The following is a 23,962-nucleotide window of genomic DNA, read 5'->3' on the forward strand; positions in this document are numbered from 1 at the left end:
GCCGTCAAGGGGGATGAGGGGGCCGTGGGGTACAACCCGCTCCACGGGGACCGGTCACCCGAGGGAAGCCATTCGGGTGACGGGGGGGCGGGTTCACGCGTCCGGGGGCGCGCCCGCGACGCGGTCGAGCCCCGTACCGGAAAGGGCACGGGGCTCGCTGCTGCCGTGTGTGAGGGGGGTGCGGGGGTGTGAGGGCGTGCCAGGGGACGGAGTCAGGGCTTGACGGCGATCCGGCCCTCGTCCATGCGGAGCAGCAACAGCCGCTCACCGGTCTTGTCGAGAAACTCGTCGACGGCCTGCCGCGACCCCTGCCAGTAGCCGTAGTCGTCGATCAGCAGCACTCCGCCGCTGACCAGCCGGGAGTAGAGGTGCTCCAACTCGTGCTTGGTGGAGGCGTACCAGTCGGTGTCGAGCCGCAGGATGGCGATCTGCTCGGGCGCCTGCTCGGGGACCGTGTCCTCGACGCGCCCCCGCACGTAGTGGACGCGCTCCTTCGGGTACGGCACGTGTCCGAACCCGGCCTGGACGTCCTCCAGCGAGGCGACCGCCCAGATCGGCCGGTCCTTGCCCTGGGCGTCCAGCAGTTCCTGCGCCGGGCGGCCGTCGCGCCGCAGGTCCTCGGCGGTGGGCGGGGTCATGCCCTCGTACGTGTCGAAGAGGTACAGCTCGCGCTCGGTCTCCCCGACGGAGAGCAGGGTCCTGGCGCAGGCCTGCATGGAGCCGCCGCGCCAGACTCCGCACTCGACGATGTCACCCGGGATGCTGTGCCGGGCGATGTACCGGGTGGCGAGGATGAAGGCGTTGAGCCGCTCCGGCGAGGTCATCGAGTACGGCTTGACCGCCCGGATGATGTCCCTGGCCTCGTCGTCGTAGTCCTCCGGGAAGGCCGGGGAGGCCTTCTTCGCCGGGGACTTCGTCGCCGCGGGCTCCTTCACCTCCGGCTCCGGGGGCGCCGGGGCCGGGGTCGATGCGGCCAGGGATTCGGCCGGGGCCGTGCGGGCGGCGGGCACCGTCACGCGCCTGAGCTGGTACCCGGTGAGCTGCTGAAGGACGCCGTTGACGGCGTTGCGCCAAGCCATGCCCCGGGACAGTACGCGCGCTTTGTGGCGCATGTCACCTTTCGTCAACCTGCCATTGATCGGGGCGGATCCTGTTCGAGAGCGGGCGCCTGCGCGGGCACGGTCTTCGGGCGTCCGCACTGCTCGCGGCCGTCCAGCGGCGGGGGCAGCGGGACCGAGCCGACACCGCCGACCCGGTTCGCCCACCACACCGCCAGCTCCCGTACGGCGAACATGGTCAGCCGGGGGTAGCGCCGCGGTTTGCGGAAGACACCGACCGAGTCGCCCCAGTAGGCGGCCTTCCCGTCGATGGCCCGGTAGTCGTGCCAGATACCCTTCCGCGGCGGGAAGTCGGTGTAGGCCTCGCGGAGTTCGAGCCGACTGTGAGCGGCAAGGGCGCGGAACCCGTCCGGGTAGTAGCGCCAGCAGTCCTGGGCATCGTGGACATGGCCGCGCGAGGGTGCGGTGATGAAGGCGTGGCCGCCCGGCTTCAGAACACGTGCGATCTCCAGCATGGAGGCCCAGAAGAACGGAATGTGCTCGAACGCCTGCCCGGAGAGCACGACATCTGCACTGTCGGAGCGGGCGGGGATGCGGTACGGCTTCTTCATGACCGCGTCCACGTTGGGACCGTCCTGCACATCGACCCCGAAGTAGTCGACGGGGTGTCCGGCGAGGAGCGCCCGGTGGGTACGGGTCTGCTTGCCGGAGACACGGGAGCCGAGGTCGACGACCCGGTAGGTGCCGGACGCGGGCCCTGCGACGGGCCCATCGACGGACCCTTCGACTGGCCCTTCGACGGGCAGATACTCCTTGATGCAGAGTTCCATCTGCTCGTAGGCGGACCGGTGCATGGACGTCTCCCAACCTGGCGGTGTGCGCGAGCTGTTGGAATCAACGAGCGGGCGGGGCAGAGGGAGCGCTCGGAGGAGCGGGCCTGGGCCATTCGGGTGGCGCGCGTCAGTGCGGGGTGCCGAAGAACCGTCGTACGACCCGTTCCGCCGCGTGCCCGTCGTCGTAGGGACAGAACCGCTCCCGGAACGCGGTGCGCAGAGCGGCCGACGCGGGCGAGCACCACTCCCCCGTCCGGAACGCCTCGACCAGCTCGCCGGGGGTGGTGGTGACGGTGCCGGGGGTGTCGCCGGGCCGGCCGGAGAGCAGGTCGAAGTAGGTGCCGCGGGTGGTCCGGTAGGCGTCCCAGTCGGGGGCGTGGACGACGATCGGGCGGTCCAGGCAGGCGTAGTCGAAGGTCAGGGACGAGTAGTCCGTGATCAACGCGTCGGCGGCCAGGCAGAGTTCCTCGACCCGGGGATGCGTGGTGACGTCCAGGACCCGGCCGGTGCCGGCCGATGCGCCCTCGACTCCGGCGGACCGGCCGTAGAAGTAGTGGGCGCGCACCAGCACAACGTGCGACGGCCCGAGTTGGCGGGCGAGGTGCTCGGGGTCGAGGTCGGGGACGAAGCCCTCACGGTAGTCGCGGTGGGTCGGGGCGTAGAGGAGCGCGGTCTGGTCCGATCGGATGCCGAGCTCGGCGCGGACCTTCCCGATGTCCTCTGCGGTGGCGGTGAAGTAGACGTCGTTACGGGGGTAGCCGAGGTCGAGCCGTTCGTAGGGCGGGCTGTCCGAAGGGGCCGGATAGACGCGGTCCCAGACCTCGGTGCTGTGCGGGTTGGCTGAGAGGCTGAAGTCCCACTGGCCCACGTGGGCGAGGACCTTGGCGAAGTCCGCCTTCCGGGCCAGGGCGGGGTAGTAGCGCTGGTCCAGGCCCATCGTCTTGAGCGGGGTGCCGTGGTGGGTCTGGAGGTAGCGCTGGCCGGGGCGCTTGGTGAAGCCGCCGGGGAAGCTGGAGTTGTTGACCAGGTACGTGGCGGTGGCCATCGCCCGCCAGTAGGGGCGCGACCCCTCGATGACGTACGGCACACCCCGGGGCATCCGGTGGCGGTGCCGGGAGGAGACGGCCCACAGGCCCCTGATGTGCGGGGCGAGCTCGCGGGCCTTGGCGTGGATGGCGGCGGGGTTGCAGGCGACGCCCCTGTTCCAGTAGGCCCCGTAGACGGCGAGGTTCGGGTCGAGGGGGCGGTGGAGGTCGGTACGGTAGGCGGCGCGCATGGCCTGCCGGCGGACGAACCGCTTCACGGATGCTCTGGTCGGCCTGGAGGGCATGGCAGCCGAGGGTAGTCGCGGCGCTGCCCGACGGGCCGCCCGCGTTCACCCGTTCGGGGCAGCCCCGGTGACCCCTGGACCCGCCCTCTGTTGACCAGGACATGAAGCCACCCCTCCTCAGCGTCATCGTCCCCGTCCACAACGTCGAGGACTACCTTGAGGACTGCCTGCGGTCGGTGGCGGAGCAGACCCTCGACGCGATCGAGGTGGTGATGGTCGACGACGGTTCGACGGACGGCAGCGGGCGGATCGCCGCTGAATTCGCCGCCCGGGACAGCCGGTTCCGGCTGATCCGGCAGAAGAACGCCGGCCTGAGCGCGGCCCGCAACACCGGCGTCCGGCACGCCACTGCGACCGTCCCCTACCTGGCGTTCGCGGACAGCGACGACTTCGTCGTCCACGACGCGTACGAGCGGATGGTGGCCTCGCTGGAGTCGACCGGCTCCGATCTGGTGACCGGCAACGTGTGGCGGCTGACCGGGCAGGGGCGGCAGCAGGCGTGGCAGTACCGCTGGCTGACCGCCACGCGCCCCCGCACCCACATCACCCGGGATCCGCGCCTGCTGGCCGACCGGGTGGCGTGGAACAAGGTGTTCCGGCGCTCCTTCTGGGACGGGCACGCCTTCGCGTTCCCCGAGGGGAAGCTGTACGAGGACACCCCGGTGATGATCCCCGCGCACTATCTCGCCACGTCCGTCGACGTCCTGCACGAGCACGTCTACTACTGGCGGGTACGGGAGGGCTCGATCACCCGGCGGCGTACGGACGTCACCGGCGTACGGGACCGGATCGCCGCGTGCGAGCAGGTGAGCGCGTTCCTTGGCGAGCGCGGGGACGCGGCGCAGCGGCGGGCCTACGACGCGTCCTGTCTGCGCGACGACTTCGGGTACTTCCTGGACGGCCTGCCGATGGGCGGCGACGCGTACCGGGCAGCGTTCCTGGAGGGTGCCGGGGCGTTCGTCGAGCGGGCGGGGAACGGGGTCCTGGAGGGGCTGCCGGTGGAGCTGCGCATCAAGTGGCGGTTGGTGCGGGAGCGGCGGCTGGAGGAGCTGCTGGCCGTCCTCACCTTCGAACGGACCAACGGGGCGGGCACGTTCGCGGTGGAGGGGCTGCCGGGGCGGCGGCGGGCGGTGTACCCCGGCGTGCGCGGCGCGAGCGCCCGGCTCGCGCGCACCGACGTACCGGCGGTCGCACGGCTGGTGGAGGCGCGGTGGGGCGCGGACGGGAAGCTCCGGCTGCGCGGGTACGCCTATCTGCGCAACCTTCCGGCCGGATCGGCGCGACAGCAACTGAAGGTCGGGATGGTCCGGGCGGAGGCGGGCCGTCGGGTGCGGGCGGTTCCGGTGCGGACGGTTCCGGTGCCGGAAGCGACGGTGGACTCCGGGCAGGAGCTGCACGGCTACGACCACGCCGGCTTCGAGATGGTCCTCGACCCGGACCGGCTACCCGCGACGGGTGATGGCGGCGACGGCGGCTGGCTGGTCGGCCTGGTCGTCGCGGCCCGCGGGACGGTCCGGCGGGTGGCGGTGCGCGCCCTGGACGCGGGCGCGGACCAGCCCCTGGTGCACGACCTGGACGACGGGCGACGGGCGGTACTCGACCACCGGGGCGGACGGCTGCGGGTGAGGGTGACGCGGCCGGCGGCGCTGGTGGAGGCGAGCGGCGGTGTGGAGGGGGGCCCGCTGGAGCTGTCGGGCCGGTTCTTCGCAGGCCCTGCGCCTACGGATCTTCTGCTGATGCGCGACGGGGAGGAGGAGCTGTCGTTCCCGGTGGAGCGCGGGGCGGGCGGAGGGCGTGGGACGGCCTTCACGGTACGCGTCCCGCTCGACGGCCTCGCCGCCGTACCGCCCGCCCCGCACCGGGCCCCCCGTGAGGTCGGGGCGGAGACCGGCGCGCGCAGCCGGGCCCGCCTGCTGCTCGCCGACGGGACCCGCGCCCCGCTGCCCGCCGCCCCGGACCTGCCGCCACCCGCGTGTGCGGACGCGGCGGGGAACCTGGTCGTGGACCTGCGAGGGCTGCCGGTCGTGGACCGGGTGGAGCGGTTGGCGGACGGGGCGCTGCGGATCTCGGGAGCGTACGCCCAGGCGTCCTCGGGGGCGGGGGCGTACGCCCAGGCGTCCTCGGGGCCGGGGGCGTACCCACCGCCAGCCGCCTCCGACACGGGGACGGCGTCCTGCGCGGGCCCCCGTCTCCTCCTCCGCCACGAGACCCTGCACGAAACAGTCCCGGTCGCGGAGGTCACCGTCGAGGCCCACCCCACCGGCCGCTTCTCCGCACGGATCGCCCCGCCCCTCCCCGAAGGCCGCTGGGGTCTCCACCTGGACGGCCGCCCCGTGCGCGTCCTCACCTCCCTCGCCGGGCGCCTCCCCTGCGGCGACTTCGCCCTCGCCCTGGAGCGGCGGTACGGCGACCGGCTGACCGTCCTGGCGGGGCCGGCCCTCCCGGTCGCCGAGCGGAGCGCGTACAGCAGACGGCTCCTGCGCGGCTCGCACTACCGCGCCCGGCGCACCACCCTCCCCCTCAGGGACACCGTCCTCTACGCGGGCGGCGACTCCCCGCGCGCCGTGCACGCCGAGCTCGTGCGCCGGGGCACGGAGACCGAGCACCTGTGGGTCACCGGGACCGGGACCGGCCCCGGCCGCACGACCCACGTCCCGCCCGGGGCGCGGGCCGTCCCCGTGCACAGCGCCGCCTGGTACGAGGCGCTGGCCCGCTCCCGGCGGATCGTCACGGACGAGCAGCTGCCCACGTGGTTCGAGCGGCGCCCCGGGCAGAGCGTCGTCCAGACCTGGCACGGCACCCCGCTCGGCCGCTTCGGCACCGGCCTGACGGACACCCTCTACGCCGACCACCAGCATCTCGCCACCCTGGCGCACCGATCGGCCCAATGGTCGGTACTGGTCTCCCCGAGCCGCTTCGCCACCCCGTTGCTGCGCACGTCACTGGCGTACGCGGGTGAGGTGCTGGAAGCCGGATCGCCGGCCAACGACGTGCTGTTCCCGCCGGGCCGGGACAAGGCGGCCGAGGAGGTCAGACGCATGCTCGGCGTGCCGGAGGACCACCGCGTGGTGCTGTACGCGCCGACCTACCGCGACCACCTGGCCCACCCCCCGTCCGCATCCCCCGGCCCCCGCGACCGCACGGCCCCCGGCCCGTACCGCTGGGATCCGGCGCTCGACCCGCACGCCCTCGCCCGCTCGCTGGGCCCCGGCCACACGGTGCTGGTGCGGCGGCACCCCCGGGTCACGGGCGGGGTCCGGAGCGGGCCCGGCGTCCTGGACGTCTCGGGCCACCCGGGCGCGGCCGGGCTGCTCCTCATCGCCGATGTCCTGGTCACGGACTACGCGGGACTGATGTTCGACTTCGCGCTGACGGGCCGCCCGATGCTCTTCCACACGTACGACCTGGAGCACTACCGCGACACCGTGCGCGGCTTCTGCCTGGACTTCGAGACCCGGGCACCCGGTCCGCTGCTGGTCACGACGGACGAGGTGGCGCAGGCGCTGCGCGGCATCGGGGCCCTCACCGCCCGGCACGCCGACGCGTACGAGAGCTTCCGCCGCGACTACTGCGACCTGGACGACGGTGGCGCGGCTGGGAGGGTGGCGGACCGGCTGCTGGGTGACCTCGGGTAGGGCTTTGCGCGCGTCCCCGGAGCAAGCCGGCCTCCGGGCCCGGGAAGAAACGCGGCCCGTCCCCCGGAAGAGTGGCGGCCGGGAGGAACGGCCCCGCGCACGGAACCCATGACGTGTGTCCCTCTCCTCTCCCGCACCCACCCCGTCCGAGACCCCTGCCTCTGCTACCTCCGCCTCTCGTCCCACGACGGCCGAAGACGACGAACTGGTCGTAGCGCCCCGGTGGCTGCCCTCGCCGTACGTCCTGCTGGGCGGTCTGCTGTGGGCCGTGCTGTCGGCGGCGGCCTGGCGGGTTCCCATGTGCTGCGAGGCCGGGCTCAACGCGGCCGTCGTCGAACGGCTGCGGAGCAGTCTGCTGCACCCGGCGTTCCCGATGACGGACCTGCCCGCCGTGGCCAGCGCGCACTACTCCCCGTACGCAGTGCTCCAGGGCACGGCCGCCCGGGCCAGCGGGCTCTCCGGCCAGACCGTGCTCGCGCTGTCGGCCGCCGTGAACCTGGCGCTGCTGCTGACCGGGATCGGCCGGCTGACCCGGCTGCTCACCCCGAACCGCTGGGTGCCGGTCCTCGCCTTGGTTCCCCCGGCCCTGATCCACTGGGCGGACCCGGGGCGGTGGAGCGCGCCGAGCACGTTCGCCGTCGCGGTCACCCTCCATCTGTGGGCGTGGACCGGTCACGCGGTCATCCGTGTCCTCCGCCCGGGCTCCGGGCGGCCGCCGGGCCGGGCACCCCGGTGGGCGGAGACGGCCGGGATCGGCGCCCTGCTCGGGCTCGTCCTGCTGGTCCATCCCCCGACGGCGCTGGGTGCGGCGCTGGGCGTGGTGGCGCTGGTCGCGGTGAAGCAGCGGACCCGGATCAGGCCGACGTTGCGGAGGTGGGCGCTGGCCGGGCTGTGCGCGGTGGCCGTGGCGGCGGTGTGGCCGTATTACAACGGGCTCACGGCCGCGCAGCCCCCGGCGTCCGCCGGGGCCACGAGCCGCCCGGAGACCGGCGGGGCCCCGGTGACCGGGGAGCCGTACACCTGGGCCACGGCGCACGTCCCGCCCGGCGAGGTGGTGCTGACGGACAGCCGCCCGGCGATGTACGCACTGGCCGGGCACGGGGCGTACATCCTCGCGGAGGGGCTGCCGGACGTGGGTCTTCCGGCGGCGGAGCGGGGCGAGCGGGGCCGGGCGGTCGCCGCCTACCTGGACGCGGCGACCGCGCAGGAGGAACGGGACCGGATCATCGAGCGGTACGGGGTGCGGTGGGTGCTGCTGACCCGCTTCCAGAAGCTGCCGGGGGACGCGTCGGTGCTGGCGTACAGCCCGCGTACGGGCGAGGTGCTGGCGCGCGTACCGGAGCGGTGAGGATCTCTACCTGCTCCAGCCGTCGCGGAGCACGCCTCAGCCGCCTGCCCGGAGCGCGGCGACCGCCGAGGCGGCCAGGTCGTCGAGATACCCCTCGGGCAGCTCGCCCCGGACGACGACCAGGCGCCAGTACAGCGGTCCCACCATCAGATCGAGGGCCCGGTCCGGATCGCTCCCTTCCGGCAGCTCCCCCCGGGCCACCGCCTCCCGCACCACCACGGCGGCCACGCCCTGCTGCTGGTCGAGGAGGGCGGCCTTGATCGCCTCGGAGATCTCCGGATTGCGGGCCGCCTCCACCAGCAGGTCCGGGATGACCTGCGAGGCGACCGGGTGGCGCAGGGCGTAGGCGGCGAGTTCGAGGACGGCGCGCACGTCCCCGTACAGCGAACCGGTGGCCGGCGCGGGCATCCCCTGCGAGGCGACGGCCGCGACCAGGTCGAGGACGAGGGCGAGCTTGGACTTCCAGCGGCGGTAGACGGCGGTCTTGCCGACCCCGGCGCGCCGCGCGATGCCCTCGATGGACATCCGGGCGAATCCCACCGCGGCCAGCTCCTCGAAGACGGCCGCGCGGATGGCGTCGGTGACGTCCTCGCGCAGGACTGCGGCGCCTGCGGGGGCGCGTCGGCGGGTTCCCCGTTCGGTGGTCATGGCCCGAATGATAGTCGGCGACGACGGAACGGTTGCGTTGCGACGTACAAGCGTCCTACTCTCGGCGTTACGACGGTACGGTCCCGTCCCAACGAGGGCGTCCCTACGGGACCGTACCGTTCTCCACTCCCGCATCCGTCGAAAGTGATCGTTCGTGGTGAGCCAGACAACAGCCCCGCCACCTCCGGTGAGCGCCCCCGCCCCGGCCGCCCCCGCCTACGCACCCGGCGAGCTGGCCGCCCTCGCCGCCCGGCACGGCCTGCAGGTCAGCGGCGCCCGGCCGTCGCTTCCCGCCTACCTCCGGCAGCTCTGGGGGCGGCGGCACTTCATCGCGGCGTTCGCGACGGCCAAGCTGACGGCCCAGTACAGCCAGGCGAAGCTCGGCCAGATCTGGCAGATCGCGACGCCGCTGCTGAACGCGGCGGTCTACTACTTCATCTTCGGCGTCCTGCTGGACACCAAGCGCGGAGTGGACGACTTCGTTCCGTTCCTGGTCACCGGGGTCTTCATCTGGACCTTCACCAGCAGCTCGATCACCGCGGGCACGCGCGCCATCAGCGGCAACATCGGGCTGGTGCGGGCCCTGCACTTCCCGCGCGCCTCGCTGCCGGTGGCACTGGCGCTCCAGCAGTTGCAGCAGCTGCTGTTCTCGCTGGGGGCGCTGACCCTGATCCTGCTGGTGTTCGGCCAGTTCCCCCGCCCGTCCTGGCTGCTGGCGATCCCGGCGCTCGCCCTCCAGGCGCTGTTCAACACCGGCGTGTCGATGGCCGTGGCCCGGCTGACGGCCAGGACCCCGGACATCGCGCAGCTGATGCCGTTCGTGCTGCGGACCTGGATGTACTCGTCCGGCGTGATGTGGAGCCTGGAGCACCTGCTCCAGGGGGAGCGGGTGCCGCACGCGGTCCTGGTGGTACTGGAGTACAACCCGGCGGCGATCTACATCAACCTCATGCGGTACGCGCTCATCGACAGCTACGGCGCTGCACAGCTGCCGCCGCACGTGTGGGCGGCAGCTGCCGGCTGGGCGCTGCTGTGCGGTGCGGCGGGATTCGTGTACTTCTGGAAGGCCGAGGAGACGTACGGACGTGGCTGATCCCAAGGACCATGACGAGCTCGAGGGTTCCCCCGGCACCGCTGACCAGCGCGTCCCGACCGTCGTCGTCGACGACGTCCACATCACGTACACGGTCAACGGTGCCCGTACCGGCAAGGGCAGCGCGACCTCGGCGCTCAGCCGGATCACCTCGCGCCGCCGCACCCCCGGCGCACGCCAGGTGCACGCCGTGAAGGGCGTCAGCTTCGCCGCGTACAAGGGCGAGGCGATCGGCCTGATCGGCTCCAACGGCTCCGGCAAGTCGACCCTGCTCAAGGCGATCGCGGGCCTGCTCCCGCCGTCCCGGGGCCGGGTCCACACCCAGGGCCAGCCGTCGCTGCTCGGGGTGAACGCGGCCCTGATGAGCGACCTGACCGGCGAGCGCAACGTGGTGCTGGGCGGACTCGCGATGGGCATGACGCGCGAGCAGATCCGCGAACGTTACGACGACATCGTCGACTTCTCCGGCATCAACGAGAAGGGCGACTTCATCACGCTGCCGATGCGCACGTACTCCTCCGGCATGGGCGCCCGGCTCCGCTTCTCCATCGCGGCCGCCAAGAGCCACGACGTCCTGCTGATCGACGAGGCGCTGTCCACGGGCGACGCGAAGTTCCAGCGCCGAAGCAAGGACCGCATCCAGGAACTCCGGGCCGAGGCGGGCACGGTCTTCCTGGTCAGCCACAGCAACAAGTCCATCACCGAGACCTGTGACCGGGCGCTGTGGCTGGAGGCGGGCACGCTGAGGATGGACGGTCCGGCGAAGGAAGTGGTGGCGGAGTACGAGGCGTTCACGAAGCGCAAGTAGCCCGGCCGACTCCAGCCCGCCCGTCGTTCGAGGACGGAACCCCCACGCGGAGGGGGCCGGCGCCAGCAACGGCACCGGCCCCCTCGCCGCCGTACGGCGACGCCTACGCGTGCGTACGCAGCAACGTCCGCATCGTCCGCATCGCCACCGACAGGTTCGCCAGGTCGAACGCGTCCGACCCCTGGATCTCCTCCAGCGTCGCCCGCGACCTGCTCAGGATCGCCGCGTTCTTCTCCTCCCACGCCCGGAACCGCTCCTCCGGAGTGGCCGTGTCGTCCCCCACACTCAGCACGTCCGACGTGAGCGCCGCGTGCGCCGCGTACAGGTCCTCGCGGATGGAGGCGCGGGCCATGGACTGCCAGCGGTCGCCCCGCGGCAGGTCGATGATCCGGTCCATCAGCTGGGTGATCCGCAGCCGGTCCGCGAGGTCGTAGTACACCTCGGCGACCTCCAGCGGGTCCTTGCCCGTCCGGTCCGCGATGGCGACGATGTCCAGCGCCGGGAAGGCGGAGGAGAACCCGGCGACCCGGACCGCCAGCTCGCTCGGGACACCCGCCGCGGTCAGCTCGTCGAGGATCGAGTGGTACCAGTCCAGGTCCGCGCCCCGCAGCAGCTTGGGCAGCTCGTTCCAGACCTGCTCGACCCCGTCCCGGAACCCCTCGATGGTCTCCGCGATGGCGACGGGCTGCGGCCGGTTGCCCAGCAGCCACCGCGAACCGCGCTCGACGAGGCGCCGCGAGTGCAGCCGGATCCGGGTCTGGACGTCGGCGGCGACCTGGTTGTCGAGCGCCTCGACCGCGTCCCACACCCCCGACAGGCCGAAGATCTCGCGGGCCGTGAACTGGGCCCGCACGATCTCCTCGATCGACGCCCCGGTCTCCTCGCGCAGCCGGTGCAGGAAGGTCGACCCCGCGGTGTTCACCGTGTCGTTGACCAGCACCGTCGTGATGATCTCGCGGCGCAGCGCGTGCCCGTCGATCGCTTCGGGGTACCGCTCGCGCAGCTGGCTCGGGAAGTAGGCGTGCACGAGCTTCTGCAGGTGCGGGTCGTCGGGCAGGACGGTGGAGATGAGCTCGTCCGCCGACGTGATCTTGGTGTAGGCGATCAGCACGGCCAGCTCTGGCTGGCTGAGACCCTTGTCGTTGCTGAGCAGTTCACGGATCTGCCGGTCGGCGGGGAGGAACTCCAGCTCCCGGTCGAGAGCCCCGTCGCGCTCCAGCCGCCGCATGAAGCGCTGCTGGGCGTGGAGCAGGGAGGGGGCCTGGGCCGAGGCGTTGGAGAGGGCGACGTTCTGCGCGTAGTTGTTGCGCAGGACGAGCGCGCCGACCTCGTCGGTCATGTCGGCGAGCAGCTTGTTGCGCTGCTTGACGGTCATGTCGCCGTCCCGGACCAGACCGTTGAGCAGGATCTTGATGTTCACCTCGTGGTCGGAGGTGTCCACACCCGCGCTGTTGTCGATCGCGTCGGTGTTGATCCGGCCGCCGTTGCGGGCGAACTCGATGCGGCCGAGCTGGGTGGCGCCGAGGTTGCCGCCCTCGCCGACGACCTTGGCCCGCAGGTCCTCGCCGTTGACGCGGATCGCGTCGTTGGCCTTGTCGCCGACATCGGCGTTCGACTCCGAGGCGGCCTTGATGTACGTGCCGATGCCGCCGTTCCACACCAGGTCGACGGGGGCCTTGAGGATGGTCTGCATCAGGTCGGCGGGCGTCATCTTGCTCACCGAGGCGTCGATGCCGAGCGCTTCACGGATGTGCGTGTTGAGCGGGATCGACTTGGCGCTGCGGGAGTGGATGCCGCCGCCCGCGGAGAGCAGGCCCGTGTCGTAGTCGGCCCAGGAGCTGCGGGGCAGCTCGAAGAGGCGGCGGCGCTCGGCGTACGAGGTCGCAGCGTCCGGAGTCGGGTCGATGAAGATGTGCCGGTGGTCGAAGGCGGCGACCAGGCGGATGTGCTCGGAGAGCAGCATCCCGTTGCCGAACACGTCACCGGACATGTCCCCGACGCCGACGACGGTGAAGTCCTCGGTCTGGGTGTCGTGGCCCAGCTCCCGGAAGTGCCGCTCGACGGACTCCCAGGCGCCGCGCGCGGTGATGCCCATGCCCTTGTGGTCGTAGCCGGCCGAACCGCCGGAGGCGAAGGCGTCACCGAGCCAGAAGCCGTACGCGACGGCGACCTCGTTGGCGATGTCGGAGAAGCTCGCGGTGCCCTTGTCGGCGGCGACGACGAGGTAGGTGTCGTCCCCGTCGTGTCGGACGACGTCGGCGGGCGGCACGACCTCGCCGGCCACCATGTTGTCGGTGATGTCGAGCAGCGCCGAGATGAACGTGCGGTAGGCGGCGATGCCCTCGGCGAACCAGGCGTCCCGGTCCACGGACGGGTCCGGGAGCTGCTTGGCGACGAAGCCGCCCTTGGCGCCGACGGGCACGATGACGGTGTTCTTCACCATCTGCGCCTTGACCAGGCCGAGCACCTCCGTACGGAAGTCCTCGCGCCGGTCCGACCAGCGCAGACCGCCGCGGGCGACTTTGCCGAAGCGCAGGTGGACGCCCTCCACGCGCGGCGAGTAGACCCAGATCTCGTACGCCGGGCGGGGCGCGGGCAGGTCCGGGATGGCCTGCGGGTCGAACTTCATCGAGACGTAACTGTGCGGGGTGCCGTCGTCCGCGTTCTGGAAGAAGTTGGTGCGCAGGGTCGCCTTGATGACGGTGAGGAAGGACCGCAGGATCCGGTCCTCGTCCAGCGAGGCGACCTGGTCCAGGGCCCCGTCCAGCTCCTCCAGGAGCCCGTCGGTCAGCTCCGTGCCCGCGCTCTGGCGGCCTGGCGACATCCGGGCCTCGAAGAGCGAGACCAGCAGCCGGGTGGTGTGGACGTTGTTGCGGAGCGTTGACTCCATGTAGTCCTGGCTGAAGGTGGACTTGGCCTGCCGCAGGTACTTCGCGTAGGCGCGCAGCACCATGGCCTGGCGCCAGTTCAGCCCGGCGCCCAGCACCAGCGCGTTGAAGCCGTCGTTCTCCGCCTCACCCCTCCAGACCGCGGCGAACGCCTCCTGGAAGCGGGCGCGGGCGTCATCGGCGAGGTGGCCGGTGTGGCCGTTGGTCTGCGGCATCCGCAGCCCGAAGTCGTAGATCCAGGCGTGCGTGCGGTCCGCGCAGCGCAGCTCGTACGGACGCTCGTCGACGACCTCGACACCGAGCTGCTGGAGGGCCGGGAGGACGGCGGAGAGGGAGACCTGCTCGCCGGTCCGGTAGATCTTGAAGCGGCGCTCGCCGAGGGCCGCGCCGACCGGCTCGTACAGGCTGAGGGCGAAGTCCTTCTCACCCTCCTTGAGGGTCTCCAGGTGGACCAGGTCGGCGACAGCGGCGCGCGGCGAGTGGTCGGCCTTGTATCCCTCGGGGAAGGAGTGGCCGTACTGGCGCTGGAGTTCGGCGGCGCGCTCCTCGCCCAGCTCCGCGTTGAGCGCCTCGCCGAAGCCGTCGGCCCAGGAGCGGGCGGCCGCGACGAGGCGGGCCTCGATGCGGTCGGCGTCGGCGTCGGTGAGGTGCGCCAGCTCGGTGCCCGGCGGGACCCGGATGACGAAGTGCAGCCGGGAGAGGATCGACTCGGTGTTCCAGGCGGTGAAGTCGACGTTGGTGCCGCCGAGCTCCTCCTTGAGGATGTCGATCAGCCGCAGGCGCACGCTGGTGGTGTACCGGTCGCGCGGGAGGTAGACGATCGCGGAGTAGTAGCGCCCGTACTCGTCCTGGCGCAGGTAGAGCCGCAGCCGGCGGCGCTCCTGGAGGTAGAGGACGGAGGTGACGATGGAGCGGAGCTGGTCGACGGGGGTCTGGAACAGCTCGTCGCGCGGGTAGGTCTCCAGGATCTGGAGCAGGTCGCGGCCGTCGTGGCTGTTGTACGAGAAGCCCGCCCCCTCCACCACTTCGGCGACCTTGCGGCGGATGACGGGCACCCGGCGCACGGACTCGGTGTAGGCGGCGGAGGAGAAGAGGCCGAGGAAGCGGCGCTCGCCGACGACGTTGCCCTTGGCGTCGAACTTCTTCACGCCGACGTAGTCGAGGTAGCTGGGGCGGTGCACGGTGGCCCGGCTGTTGGCCTTCGTCAGGACGAGGAGCTTGTGCTCGCGGGCCTTGGCGCGGGCGTCGGCGGGCAGCCGGTCGAAGGACGGGCTGACCGGGTGGTCCTCGCTCTCGCTGTGCTGCGGGTCGGAGCGCAGGATGCCGAGCCCGGTGCCGGGTACGGCGGCGAGCGCGTCGCTGTCCTTGAGCTCGTACTCGCGGTAGCCGAGGAAGGTGAAGTGGTCGGCGGCCAGCCAGCGCAGCAGCTCGCGGGCCTCCTCGACCTCCTCGTCGGCGAGGTCGTCCAGCGGCTCACCTGGCAGGTCGTCGGCGATCCGGAGGGCGGCGTCGCGCATCTTCCCCCAGTCCTCGACGGTCTCCCGTACGTCGGACAGGACGCGCAGCAGGTCGGCGGTGATCTGCTGGAGGTCGGCGCGGTCGGTCTCGCGGTCGATCTCGACGTGGATCCAGGACTCGACGAGCGCGTCGTGCGGCAGCTCGGCCGTGGCGTCCTTGCGGCCCTTGTCCTTGGAGCCCTGGGAGGTCTTCGGGGTGCCGGGGCCGCCGGAGAGGACCTCGATGAGCTTGCCGGTGACATCGCGGCGGACGGTGACCTGCGGGTGGATCACGACGTGGATGCCGCGGCCCTGCCGGGAGAGCTCGTTGGTGACGGAGTCCACCAGGAACGGCATGTCGTCGGTGACGACCTCGACGACGGAGTGGCTGCAGGTCCAGCCGTTCTCCTCGACGGTCGGTGTGTGCACGCGGACGTTGGCGGTGCCCTGCGGGCGGTTCTCGGCCAGCCGGTAGTGCGAGGCGGCGGCGCCGTAGACATCGACCGGGTCCCGGCCGCCGAGGTCCTCGGGAGCCGTATGCAGGTAGTAGCGCTGAAGGTAGGCGAGCGCCGCGTCCTGACCTGAACGGGCGTCCTCGTCGGCCCCGGCGGCGGCGACCCGCACCCGGGGGGTACCGCCCGGGCCACCGACACCACCGCCCGGGCTGTTGTCAGCTACCTGGGCAGCCCGTGCGAGCAGCTCGGCCTTGGCTTCGTCCAGCTTGGTCTGCATGTCCTCTGGCTCCTGTCGCGCGCCGTTGCGTGACGTAGGTGAGAAAAACGACGTACCGCCACGACACGGGGTTTCCGGTCTGGGTCGACGCTATGCCGCTTCGAGAGTTACCCGGGACCACATGGGCCGTTTGTGACGGCCGGTCCGGGGTCGGGAGATCGCGGATCGCCCGGGTGCGGTGGCACTCCGGGCGGCGGCCGGGGGCTTCGCTGCCCCCGAGGCGTATCGCGCTGATCACGGCACCAGGCTATCGCCCCTTCACCCCACCCCGTCATGAGCCGCATGTGTACAAAAGAAGACACCGAACTTTGACACTTCGGACAGTGCGGCGCCTCGCCCTGCCGAACTGACGTTTCGCCTTGGCGAACCGGCGGAGCCGGGGCAACCTGTTCCAGCAGCACCGGACCGACTGTCCAGGGAGCGCCGGACCCGGCCCCCGCCCGAGCCCCGTGGAGCGCGTCATGCCCGAGAAGATCCTCATCGTCACCGGCGACGCCGCCGAGTCCCTCGAAGTGCTCTACCCCTACCAACGGCTGCTGGAGGAGGGGTACGAGGTCCACATCGCGGCCCCCGAGCGCAAGACGCTGCGCTTCGTGGTGCACGACTTCGAGCCCGGCTACGACACCTACACGGAGAAGCCCGGCTACACCTTCCCCGCCGACCTGGCGTTCTCCGAGGTGGACCCCGGGGAGTACGTCGCTCTGGTGATCCCCGGTGGCCGCGCCCCCGAGTACCTCCGGAACAACGCGGAACTCCGCAAGATCATCGGCGCCTTCTTCTCCGCCGACCGCCCGGTCGCCCAGATCTGCCATGGCCCTCTGATCACCGCCGCCACCGGCAGCCTCAGCGGCCGCCGCGTCACCGCGTACCCCGCTCTGGAACCCGACATGCAGAGCGCGGGCGCGACTTTCCAGGACACGGAAGCGGTGGTGGACGGCCCGCTGATCTCGTCGCGGGCCTGGCCGGACCACCCGGCATGGATGCGAGAGTTCCTGAAGGTGCTGCGAACGCGGTCGAGCCCGGCCGAATCCCGCCCGTTGGGCCTTTGAGACCGGGGCCGACCGGGGTCCGGGCAGCGCCCCGAATCCCGCACGCCCCGAATCCCGCAGCACGGCCCCCCGCACCCGCCCCCGTCAGGCGGAGAACGTCTCCGCCAAGGCGACCGCCTCCCCCAGGCTGTCCACCACCGGCACCCCCGCGGCCAGCAGACTGCTCCGGCTGTGCGACCCCCCGGTGTACAGCACGGCCCGCGCCCCCACATGCGCCGCGGCCACCGCGTCGTCCACCGCGTCCCCGATGACCACCGAGTTCTCCGGGGATATCCCGCCCACCCCCGCCAGCGCCTCGAAGTGCCGCTCCATATGCAGCGCCTTGCTCCCGCCCGACGGGCCCGTGCGCCCGTCCACGCGGACGAAGTGCGACTCGATCCCGTAACCGCGCACGACGGGCACGAGGTGCTCGTGCCCGTACATGCTCAGCAGCGACTGGCTGTGCCCGGCCAGCTGCCACTGCGCGAGCAGGTCCTCCGCCCCGGCGGTGAGCCCGCAGACGACCCGGCGCTCCGCGTAGTACCGGTGGAAGATGTCGTCCATCCGCTCCCACTCGGCCTCCGTGGGCAGCCGGCCCAGCAGCCGCTCGTAGAAGCGGGGTATGGGCACGCAGTACATCTCCCGGTACTGCTCCAGCGTGAGCGGCGCCAGCTCCACCTCGGCGAACGCGGCGTTCGTCGCGTGGATGACGGCGTGGATGTCGTCGAGCAGCGTGCCGTTCCAGTCCCAGACCAGATGCGTGCGTGTCTTCCCGGGTGTCATCAGAAAAAAGTACCTGCCGGGTCCGACAACGCGGAAGCGCCGGTCGCGCGAAGGGCCTCAGCCGATGAGCTGCGGAATCTCCTGGACACCGAACCAGAGCAGCTCGTGGTCCTCCGCCCCGTCCACCGTGAACTGCGCGTCGTCGTCGCCGAGGTCCGCCGCCCCCAGGGCCGCCGCGGCCGCGGCCACGTCCTTCTCGGCCTCGTCGGCGTCCACGTGCACCGCGGCCGCCTTGGCCAGTGGCAGGGCGGCCGCGAGGCGCACCTCGCCGAGCGAGACCGCGCTCAACCCCTGGTCGGGGTCTGCGGTGGCGGCCCCATCGGGGACGTCGACGGCGACGACGATGCGGCGCCGCGCCTCGTCCGGGTTCCCGGCGATCAGCCGGAGCGAGGCGGCGGCGGCCCGGTTGAGCGCCGCGTACTCCAGCTCCTCGATGTCGTCGGAGACGTACCACTCGCGCAGCCCGGGGGTGACCGCGTAGGCCGTCAGCGGCCCCGGGCCGACCTCGCCGGCCGCGTGTGCCGCTGCGAGACCGGAGAGGGTCAGGGGGACGTACACGCGCATGGCAGGCCGCTTTCGTAGTCGGAGACGCCTTCAGGATACGTGGGGACCGTCCCCTTTCGGGTTTCGGCAACCGGGGGCCCCGTCCACCCGCGACGCCCCGTCACCCCCACTCCGGCCCTTGCGGCACATGGCCCGTGCCCCGGATAGGTGAATGCCGCCGAGCCCCTGACCGGGCGCGGGAGCCCCTTGCGGTGTTGCCGGCCGTCCCCGTAGAAGATCCCCAGCACAAGTTACTGCCCGGTATTCGCCGGGCCCGGTTCACGGGGGCGATGAACATGAGCATGAACAGCACGAGGCCCGTCGGCCGTAGCGACCAGCGCCGGCCCAGGGGCGTACCTCCCCAGCGGTCCCGGCGGCTCCAGCCGCACCGCCCGCCGCGGCCACACCAGTGGTTCGCCGAACGGCTGCTCGCGGTCCTCAGCGGCCAGCGCCCGGTGCACTGGATGCTCGGCCACACCATCGGCGACGCCTACGACCAGCTCGCCGAACTGGCCCCCAGCACCCCGCTCGGGGCCACCCGGGGACACCGCCCGGTCCTGCGCCACTGCCACGGCGCCCAGCCCGCCACCGGGGTGGTCGAGGCCTTCGCCAGCATCACGGCGGGCGACCGGGTGCAGGCCATGGCCTTCCGCCTGGAACAGGGCGCCGACCAGCGCTGGCGCTGCGCGGCCGTGGAACTGGGCGGCGAACGCCTCGTCCCCGCCCGCCCGGGCCCGCGGTGACACTCACAACGCGGCCGGGGCCGGACACCCTGTGGTGTCCGGCCCCGGCCGATGCGGCGCTGCTGCTACTTCTTACGACGGCGACCGCCGCCGCCACCGCTCTTCTGCGCCTTGCGGCGCTCTGCACGCGTCATGCCGTCCGAGGAGCCGGACTGCGCACCGTCGGTGGCGAAGTCGCCCTCGACGACGCCGCCCTCGCCATCCACCGTGGGAGCGGAGAAGTGCAGCCGGTCCGGACGCTGCGGGGCCTCCAGGCCCTTGGCCCGGATCTCCGGACGCGCGGCGGGCGCGCCCTCCTTGGCGAGCGAGGTGCGCTCGGCCGCGTCCTGCACGGGAACCTCTTCGACCTGCTGCTCGACCTGGACCTCCAGGTTGAACAGGTAGCCGACGGACTCCTCCTTGATGCCCTCCATCATGGCGTTGAACATGTCGAAACCCTCGCGCTGGTACTCGACCAGCGGGTCCTTCTGCGCCATGGCCCGCAGGCCGATGCCCTCCTGGAGATAGTCCATCTCGTAGAGGTGCTCGCGCCACTTGCGGTCCAGCACGGAGAGGACCACGCGCCGCTCAAGCTCACGCATGATGTCGGCGCCGAGGGTCTTCTCGCGCTCCTCGTACTGCTCGTGGATGTCGTTCTTGACCGACTCGGCGATGAACTCGGCGGTGACGCCCGCCAGGTCCCCGGCCGCCTCCTCCAGCTCCTCCACGGTGACCTTCACCGGGTAGAGCTGCTTGAAGGCGCCCCACAGCCGGTCCAGATCCCACTCCTCGGCGAAGCCCTCGGAGGTCTCCTGGCCGATGTAGTCGTCGATCGTGTCGTCCATGAAGTGCCGGATCTGGTCCTGGAGGTCCTCGCCCTCCAGAACACGGCGGCGCTCACCATAGATGACCTCGCGCTGCCGGTTGAGCACCTCGTCGTACTTCAGGACGTTCTTACGCGTCTCGAAGTTCTGCTGCTCGACCTGCGACTGGGCGGAGGCGATGGCACGGGTGACCATCTTGTTCTCGATCGGCACGTCGTCCGGGACGTTCGCCATCGACATGACGCGCTCGACCATCTGAGCCTTGAACAGGCGCATCAGGTCGTCGCCCAGCGACAGGTAGAAGCGGGACTCGCCCGGGTCGCCCTGACGGCCGGAACGACCGCGCAGCTGGTTGTCGATACGGCGCGACTCGTGCCGCTCCGTGCCGAGCACGTACAGCCCGCCGAGCTCCTTGACCTCTTCGAACTCCGCCTTCACGGCCAGCTCGGCCGACTCCAGCGCGGCGGGCAGCGCGGCCGCCCACTCCTCGACGTTCTCCACCGGGTCGAGACCGCGCTGGCGCAGCTCCGCCTCGGCGAGGTCGTCCGGGTTGCCGCCGAGCTTGATGTCGGTCCCTCGGCCGGCCATGTTCGTGGCGACCGTGACGGCACCCTTGCGGCCGGCCTGGGCGACGATCGTCGCCTCCCGGTCGTGCTGCTTGGCGTTGAGGACCTCGTGCTGGACACCGCGCTTGGAGAGCTGCTGCGAGAGGTACTCGGACTTCTCGACCGAGGTGGTGCCGACCAGGATCGGCTGGCCCTTCTCGTGCTTCTCGGCGATGTCGTCGACGACCGCGGCGAACTTGGCGACCTCGGTGCGGTAGATCAGGTCCGACTGGTCGGCCCGGACCATCGGCCGGTTCGTCGGGATGGGCACCACGCCGAGCTTGTAGATCTGCTGGAACTCGGCGGCCTCGGTCATCGCCGTGCCGGTCATGCCGGAGAGCTTGTCGTAGAGGCGGAAGAAGTTCTGCAGGGTGATCGTGGCGAGGGTCTGGTTCTCGTCCTTGATGTCCACCCCTTCCTTCGCCTCGATCGCCTGGTGCATGCCCTCGTTGTAGCGGCGGCCGGCGAGGATACGGCCGGTGTGCTCGTCGACGATCATGACTTCGCCGTCGATGACGACGTAGTCCTTGTCCTTCTTGAACAGTTCCTTGGCCTTGATGGCGTTGTTCAGATAGCCGACGAGCGGGGTGTTGACCGACTCGTAGAGGTTGTCGATGCCGAGCCAGTCCTCGACCTTGGCGACACCGGTCTCGTGGATGGCCACGGTCCGCTTCTTCTCGTCGACCTCGTAGTCGCCGGTCTCCTCGATGCCCTTGAGCTGGTTGCCCGCCTCACCCTTGGTGAGGCGCGTGACCAGCTTGGCGAAGTCGCCGTACCACTTGGTGGCCTGGTCGGCCGGGCCGGAGATGATCAGCGGCGTACGGGCCTCGTCGACCAGGATCGAGTCGACCTCGTCGACCACGGCGAAGTTGTGGCCGCGCTGGACGAGCTCGTCCTTGGACCACGCCATGTTGTCGCGGAGGTAGTCGAAACCGAACTCGTTGTTCGTGCCGTACGTGATGTCGCACGCGTACTGCTCGCGACGCTGGGCCGGCGTCATGTTGGCGATGATGCAGCCGACGGTCAGGCCGAGGAACTTGTGGACCCGGCCCATCATCTCGGAGTCGCGCTCGGCGAGGTAGTCGTTGACCGTGATCAGGTGCACGCCCTTGCCGGAGAGCGCGTTGAGATACGAGGGCAGGGTGCCGACGAGGGTCTTGCCCTCACCGGTCTTCATCTCGGCCACGTAGCCGAGGTGCAGCGCGGCTCCGCCCATCATCTGTACGTCGTAGTGGCGCTGTCCGAGGACGCGCTTCGCGGCCTCACGGACCGTGGCGAACGCTTCGGGAAGCAGGTCGTCCAGGCTCTCGCCGTCCGCGTACCGTTCCTTGTACTCGTCGGTGAGCGCCCGCAGCTCGGCGTCGGAGAGGTTGACGAAGTCCTCTTCGATGGAGCTGACCTGGTCCGCGATGCGGTGCAGTTTGCGCAGGATCTTGCCTTCGCCTGCACGCATGAGCTTGTTGAAGACGGACACTGAGGCTGGTCTCCTTGCCGGTCGGGCCTGGCACTGGGTCGTGTAATGGACTCTGGCGCGGGCACGGCAGGTGGGCCCCACCGCAACGGCCATCGTAAGCGAGGACACCACCGCGTCGGGAGGGCTGCTGCCGCGTGGACCTCGCCGCACCCTCCAAGGACAACGGCCCAGAGGCGCGGAAGGTGCCGGGAAGCCCCAAAAGTGCTCGCATCGCGGCTGCCCGCTCACGAGAATCACCGTATGGAGCCGACCACTCTCACCACGCGACGACTTCTTCTGCGGCCGTTCGGTCCGCAGGACGCCTACCGGGTGCACGCCGCCTGTCAGGACCCGGACATCCAGCGCTGGACGGTGATCCCCTCCCCGTACCGGCTCACCGACGCGGAGCTCTTCACCGCGAAGCTCGCCCCGACGGGATGGCGGGACGACTCCGCGTACAGCTTCGCCCTGGTGCTGCGGGAGAACGGGACGCTCGTCGGGGCGCTCGGCATCGACCGCCGCAGCCGGCCGGCGACGTACGAGGTGGGCTACTGGTCCACCAAGGAGCACCGCGGTCACGGGTACGTCACCGAGGCGGTGCTCGGCTCCGCCCACTGGGCCTTCACCGCGCTCCGGGCGGACCGGCTGGAGTGGCGGGCCGAGATCGGCAACCGGGCCTCCCGTGCCGTCGCCCTGCGGGCGGGATTCCGGCTGGAGGGCGACCAGCGGTCCGGGCTGCTCAACAAGGGGGTGCGGCGCGACGCCTGGACGGCGGCGCTGCTCCCGTCCGACCTGGGGCTTCCCGGCGCCCACCCGTATCTCCCCGAGCGGCACGCCGAACGGCCCGGCGGAACCGCCGACTCCGGACGGTGAGGCGGTGAGGCGGTGGCCTGATTCCCCACCTCACTGTCAGTGGTGCGGTCTAGGGTTCGACGTATGACGCCTGTGCCTCCTCCCGCAGTCGAACTCTCCGCCGACCAGGCCCGCCGCATAGCGCTGCGCGCCCAGGGCCTCCTGGGGGCGCCGGACCGCAGGGCGGGGGTGCCGGGGGTGCTGCGCCACCTCGGGGCCGTCCAGCTGGACACCATCTCGGTGCTGGCACGCTCGCACGAGCTGATCCCCTACGCACGGCTCGGCGCGGTCGGCCGGCGCACGGTGGAGGAGGCGTACTGGTCGGGCGGCCGCTCCTTCGAGTACTGGTCGCACGCCGCCTGCATCCTGCCCGTCGAGGAGTGGCCCCACTTCGCGTTCCGCCGCCGCGCCTACCGCGCCCGTCCGCAGTGGCACCACGATCTGCCCGACGGCGTGTACGACACGGTGGTCAAGCAGCTGAGCACCGAGGGCCCGTTGACGGCGACCGAGCTCGGTGGCGCGAAGAACGGCGGGGAGTGGTGGGACTGGTCGGCCTCCAAGGTCGCCGTCGAACGGGCCCTGATGTACGGCGAGGTGGTCTGCACCGAGCGGCGCGGCTGGAAGCGGGTCTACGACCTCGCCGAGCGCGCCATCCCTGACGCCGTGCTCCACGACGACCTGAGCGACACCGAGTGCCGGCGGCGGCTGGTCGCGCTGGCGGGCAAGTCCCTGGGGGTCGGCACCCGCAGCGACATCGCGGACTACCACCGGCTGCGGGGCGAGGAGTTCGACGCGGTGGTGGCGGACTCGGGCCTGGTCCCGGTGGCGGTGGAGGGCTGGGCCAAGCCGGCCTGGGCGGACCCCGAGGCACTGGCCACGGAGCCGCGCGGCCGCCACCGTACGACGCTGCTGTCGCCGTTCGACTCGCTGATCTGGGAGCGGGCGCGTACCGAGCGGATCTTCGGTTTCACGCACCGGCTGGAGGCGTACGTCCCCAAGCCGAAGCGGATCCACGGCTACTTCGCGATGCCGTTGCTCGCGGGCGGGAAGCTCCAGGGCCGCGTCGACCCGGCGCGCGAGGGCACCACGCTGGTCGCCCGGCAGGCTTCTTTGGCCGGCCCGAAGGCGGTGGTCCCGATGGCCGAGGCCCTGGTGGAGGCGGCGGCCTGGGTGGGCTGTACGGACATCCGGCTGGAGCGGACCGACGCACCGGAGCTGCGCGACCCGCTCAGGGATGAGATCGGCCGGGCCCTGCAGCGGGCCTGCCGCTGAGGGGCCGAGCG

Annotated in this window: 16 protein-coding genes; 8 read left to right on the top strand and 8 right to left on the bottom strand. The window is 71.6% G+C overall.

Features of this window, described 5'->3' with window-relative positions; translation table 11 throughout:
- Window positions 1–212: 212 nt before the first annotated feature.
- From ABZ154_RS04830 to ABZ154_RS04840, 3 genes are all read right to left on the bottom strand, one after another.
- The gene (locus tag ABZ154_RS04830) at window positions 213–1,112 is read right to left on the bottom strand and encodes a TylF/MycF/NovP-related O-methyltransferase (protein WP_356829037.1); all 900 of its coding nucleotides are present in this window, start codon (window positions 1,110–1,112) and stop codon (window positions 213–215) included.
- Window positions 1,113–1,123: 11 nt separating this feature from the next.
- On the bottom strand, window positions 1,124–1,912 hold the full coding sequence (locus tag ABZ154_RS04835) for a methyltransferase domain-containing protein (RefSeq protein WP_356829039.1): 789 nt from the start codon (window positions 1,910–1,912) through the stop codon (window positions 1,124–1,126).
- 106 nt (window positions 1,913–2,018) lie between these two features.
- The gene (locus ABZ154_RS04840) at window positions 2,019–3,221 is read right to left on the bottom strand and encodes a CDP-glycerol glycerophosphotransferase family protein (protein ID WP_356829041.1); all 1,203 of its coding nucleotides are present in this window, start codon (window positions 3,219–3,221) and stop codon (window positions 2,019–2,021) included.
- Between the two features lie 101 nt (window positions 3,222–3,322).
- On the opposite strand from ABZ154_RS04840, the gene ABZ154_RS04845 reads away from it, so the two are divergent.
- Both ABZ154_RS04845 and ABZ154_RS04850 read left to right on the top strand, forming a co-directional pair.
- Window positions 3,323–6,856 carry a CDP-glycerol glycerophosphotransferase family protein gene (locus ABZ154_RS04845; protein WP_356829043.1) on the top strand — a complete coding sequence of 1,178 codons (3,534 nt, stop codon included), beginning with the start codon at window positions 3,323–3,325 and terminating at the stop codon, window positions 6,854–6,856.
- Between the two features lie 115 nt (window positions 6,857–6,971).
- The gene (locus tag ABZ154_RS04850) at window positions 6,972–8,204 is read left to right on the top strand and encodes a hypothetical protein (RefSeq protein ID WP_356829045.1); all 1,233 of its coding nucleotides are present in this window, start codon (window positions 6,972–6,974) and stop codon (window positions 8,202–8,204) included.
- A 36-nt stretch (window positions 8,205–8,240) separates the two neighbouring features.
- Here the strand turns inward: ABZ154_RS04850 and ABZ154_RS04855 are convergent, their stop codons facing one another.
- Entirely contained in the window at window positions 8,241–8,852 is a 612-nt protein-coding gene (locus tag ABZ154_RS04855; RefSeq protein ID WP_356829046.1) for a TetR/AcrR family transcriptional regulator, read from the bottom strand.
- A 187-nt stretch (window positions 8,853–9,039) separates the two neighbouring features.
- Here ABZ154_RS04855 and ABZ154_RS04860 point away from each other — a divergent pair, with 187 nt between their 5' ends.
- Window positions 9,040–9,945 (top strand): ABC transporter permease, encoded by a 906-nt coding sequence (locus tag ABZ154_RS04860; RefSeq protein WP_356829105.1) that lies wholly within the window; start codon window positions 9,040–9,042, stop codon window positions 9,943–9,945.
- The gene (locus ABZ154_RS04865) at window positions 9,938–10,753 is read left to right on the top strand and encodes an ABC transporter ATP-binding protein (protein ID WP_356829048.1); all 816 of its coding nucleotides are present in this window, start codon (window positions 9,938–9,940) and stop codon (window positions 10,751–10,753) included. The genes ABZ154_RS04860 and ABZ154_RS04865 overlap by 8 nt, the downstream gene beginning before the upstream one ends.
- 103 nt (window positions 10,754–10,856) lie before the next feature.
- Here ABZ154_RS04865 and ABZ154_RS04870 read toward each other — a convergent pair whose 3' ends face one another.
- Window positions 10,857–15,869: an NAD-glutamate dehydrogenase gene (locus ABZ154_RS04870; protein WP_356829050.1), complete on the bottom strand. Its 5,013-nt coding sequence runs from the start codon at window positions 15,867–15,869 to the stop codon at window positions 10,857–10,859.
- A 461-nt stretch (window positions 15,870–16,330) separates the two neighbouring features.
- Here ABZ154_RS04870 and ABZ154_RS04875 point away from each other — a divergent pair, with 461 nt between their 5' ends.
- On the top strand, window positions 16,331–16,918 hold the full coding sequence (locus tag ABZ154_RS04875) for a DJ-1/PfpI family protein (RefSeq protein WP_356829052.1): 588 nt from the start codon (window positions 16,331–16,333) through the stop codon (window positions 16,916–16,918).
- An 84-nt stretch (window positions 16,919–17,002) separates the two neighbouring features.
- Here the strand turns inward: ABZ154_RS04875 and ABZ154_RS04880 are convergent, their stop codons facing one another.
- On the bottom strand, window positions 17,003–17,680 hold the full coding sequence (locus ABZ154_RS04880; protein WP_356829054.1) for an HAD family hydrolase: 678 nt from the start codon (window positions 17,678–17,680) through the stop codon (window positions 17,003–17,005).
- A gap of 57 nt (window positions 17,681–17,737) precedes the next feature.
- The gene (locus tag ABZ154_RS04885) at window positions 17,738–18,244 is read right to left on the bottom strand and encodes a hypothetical protein (RefSeq protein WP_356829056.1); all 507 of its coding nucleotides are present in this window, start codon (window positions 18,242–18,244) and stop codon (window positions 17,738–17,740) included.
- Window positions 18,245–18,519: 275 nt separating this feature from the next.
- On the opposite strand from ABZ154_RS04885, the gene ABZ154_RS04890 reads away from it, so the two are divergent.
- Window positions 18,520–18,966 carry an Rv3235 family protein gene (locus ABZ154_RS04890; RefSeq protein ID WP_356829058.1) on the top strand — a complete coding sequence of 149 codons (447 nt, stop codon included), beginning with the start codon at window positions 18,520–18,522 and terminating at the stop codon, window positions 18,964–18,966.
- A 65-nt stretch (window positions 18,967–19,031) separates the two neighbouring features.
- Here ABZ154_RS04890 and secA read toward each other — a convergent pair whose 3' ends face one another.
- Entirely contained in the window at window positions 19,032–21,848 is a 2,817-nt protein-coding gene (gene secA, locus ABZ154_RS04895) for a preprotein translocase subunit SecA (RefSeq protein WP_356829060.1), read from the bottom strand.
- Window positions 21,849–22,088: 240 nt separating this feature from the next.
- Between secA and ABZ154_RS04900 the strand changes: the two genes are divergently transcribed.
- Entirely contained in the window at window positions 22,089–22,700 is a 612-nt protein-coding gene (locus ABZ154_RS04900) for a GNAT family N-acetyltransferase (RefSeq protein ID WP_356829062.1), read from the top strand.
- Between the two features lie 63 nt (window positions 22,701–22,763).
- Entirely contained in the window at window positions 22,764–23,951 is a 1,188-nt protein-coding gene (locus ABZ154_RS04905) for a crosslink repair DNA glycosylase YcaQ family protein (protein ID WP_356829064.1), read from the top strand.
- Window positions 23,952–23,962: the final 11 nt, after the last annotated feature.

This window comes from Streptomyces sp. NPDC006261, assembly GCF_040613515.1.
In the GTDB taxonomy this organism is placed as follows: Bacteria; Actinomycetota; Actinomycetes; order Streptomycetales; family Streptomycetaceae; genus Streptomyces.

What these genes read in the sequence shown, in the direction of transcription:
- ABZ154_RS04830 (WP_356829037.1), bottom strand. Translation starts at nt 1,112, where the DNA reads ATGCGCCACAAAGCGCGCGTACTGTCCCGGGGCATGGCTTGGCGCAAC.
- ABZ154_RS04835 (WP_356829039.1), bottom strand. Translation starts at nt 1,912, where the DNA reads ATGCACCGGTCCGCCTACGAGCAGATGGAACTCTGCATCAAGGAGTAT.
- ABZ154_RS04840 (WP_356829041.1), bottom strand. Translation starts at nt 3,221, where the DNA reads ATGCCCTCCAGGCCGACCAGAGCATCCGTGAAGCGGTTCGTCCGCCGG.
- ABZ154_RS04845 (WP_356829043.1), top strand. Translation starts at nt 3,323, where the DNA reads ATGAAGCCACCCCTCCTCAGCGTCATCGTCCCCGTCCACAACGTCGAG.
- ABZ154_RS04855 (WP_356829046.1), bottom strand. Translation starts at nt 8,852, where the DNA reads ATGACCACCGAACGGGGAACCCGCCGACGCGCCCCCGCAGGCGCCGCA.
- ABZ154_RS04870 (WP_356829050.1), bottom strand. Translation starts at nt 15,869, where the DNA reads ATGCAGACCAAGCTGGACGAAGCCAAGGCCGAGCTGCTCGCACGGGCT.
- ABZ154_RS04875 (WP_356829052.1), top strand. Translation starts at nt 16,331, where the DNA reads ATGCCCGAGAAGATCCTCATCGTCACCGGCGACGCCGCCGAGTCCCTC.
- ABZ154_RS04880 (WP_356829054.1), bottom strand. Translation starts at nt 17,680, where the DNA reads ATGACACCCGGGAAGACACGCACGCATCTGGTCTGGGACTGGAACGGC.
- ABZ154_RS04885 (WP_356829056.1), bottom strand. Translation starts at nt 18,244, where the DNA reads ATGCGCGTGTACGTCCCCCTGACCCTCTCCGGTCTCGCAGCGGCACAC.
- ABZ154_RS04890 (WP_356829058.1), top strand. Translation starts at nt 18,520, where the DNA reads ATGAGCATGAACAGCACGAGGCCCGTCGGCCGTAGCGACCAGCGCCGG.
- ABZ154_RS04900 (WP_356829062.1), top strand. Translation starts at nt 22,089, where the DNA reads ATGGAGCCGACCACTCTCACCACGCGACGACTTCTTCTGCGGCCGTTC.
- ABZ154_RS04905 (WP_356829064.1), top strand. Translation starts at nt 22,764, where the DNA reads ATGACGCCTGTGCCTCCTCCCGCAGTCGAACTCTCCGCCGACCAGGCC.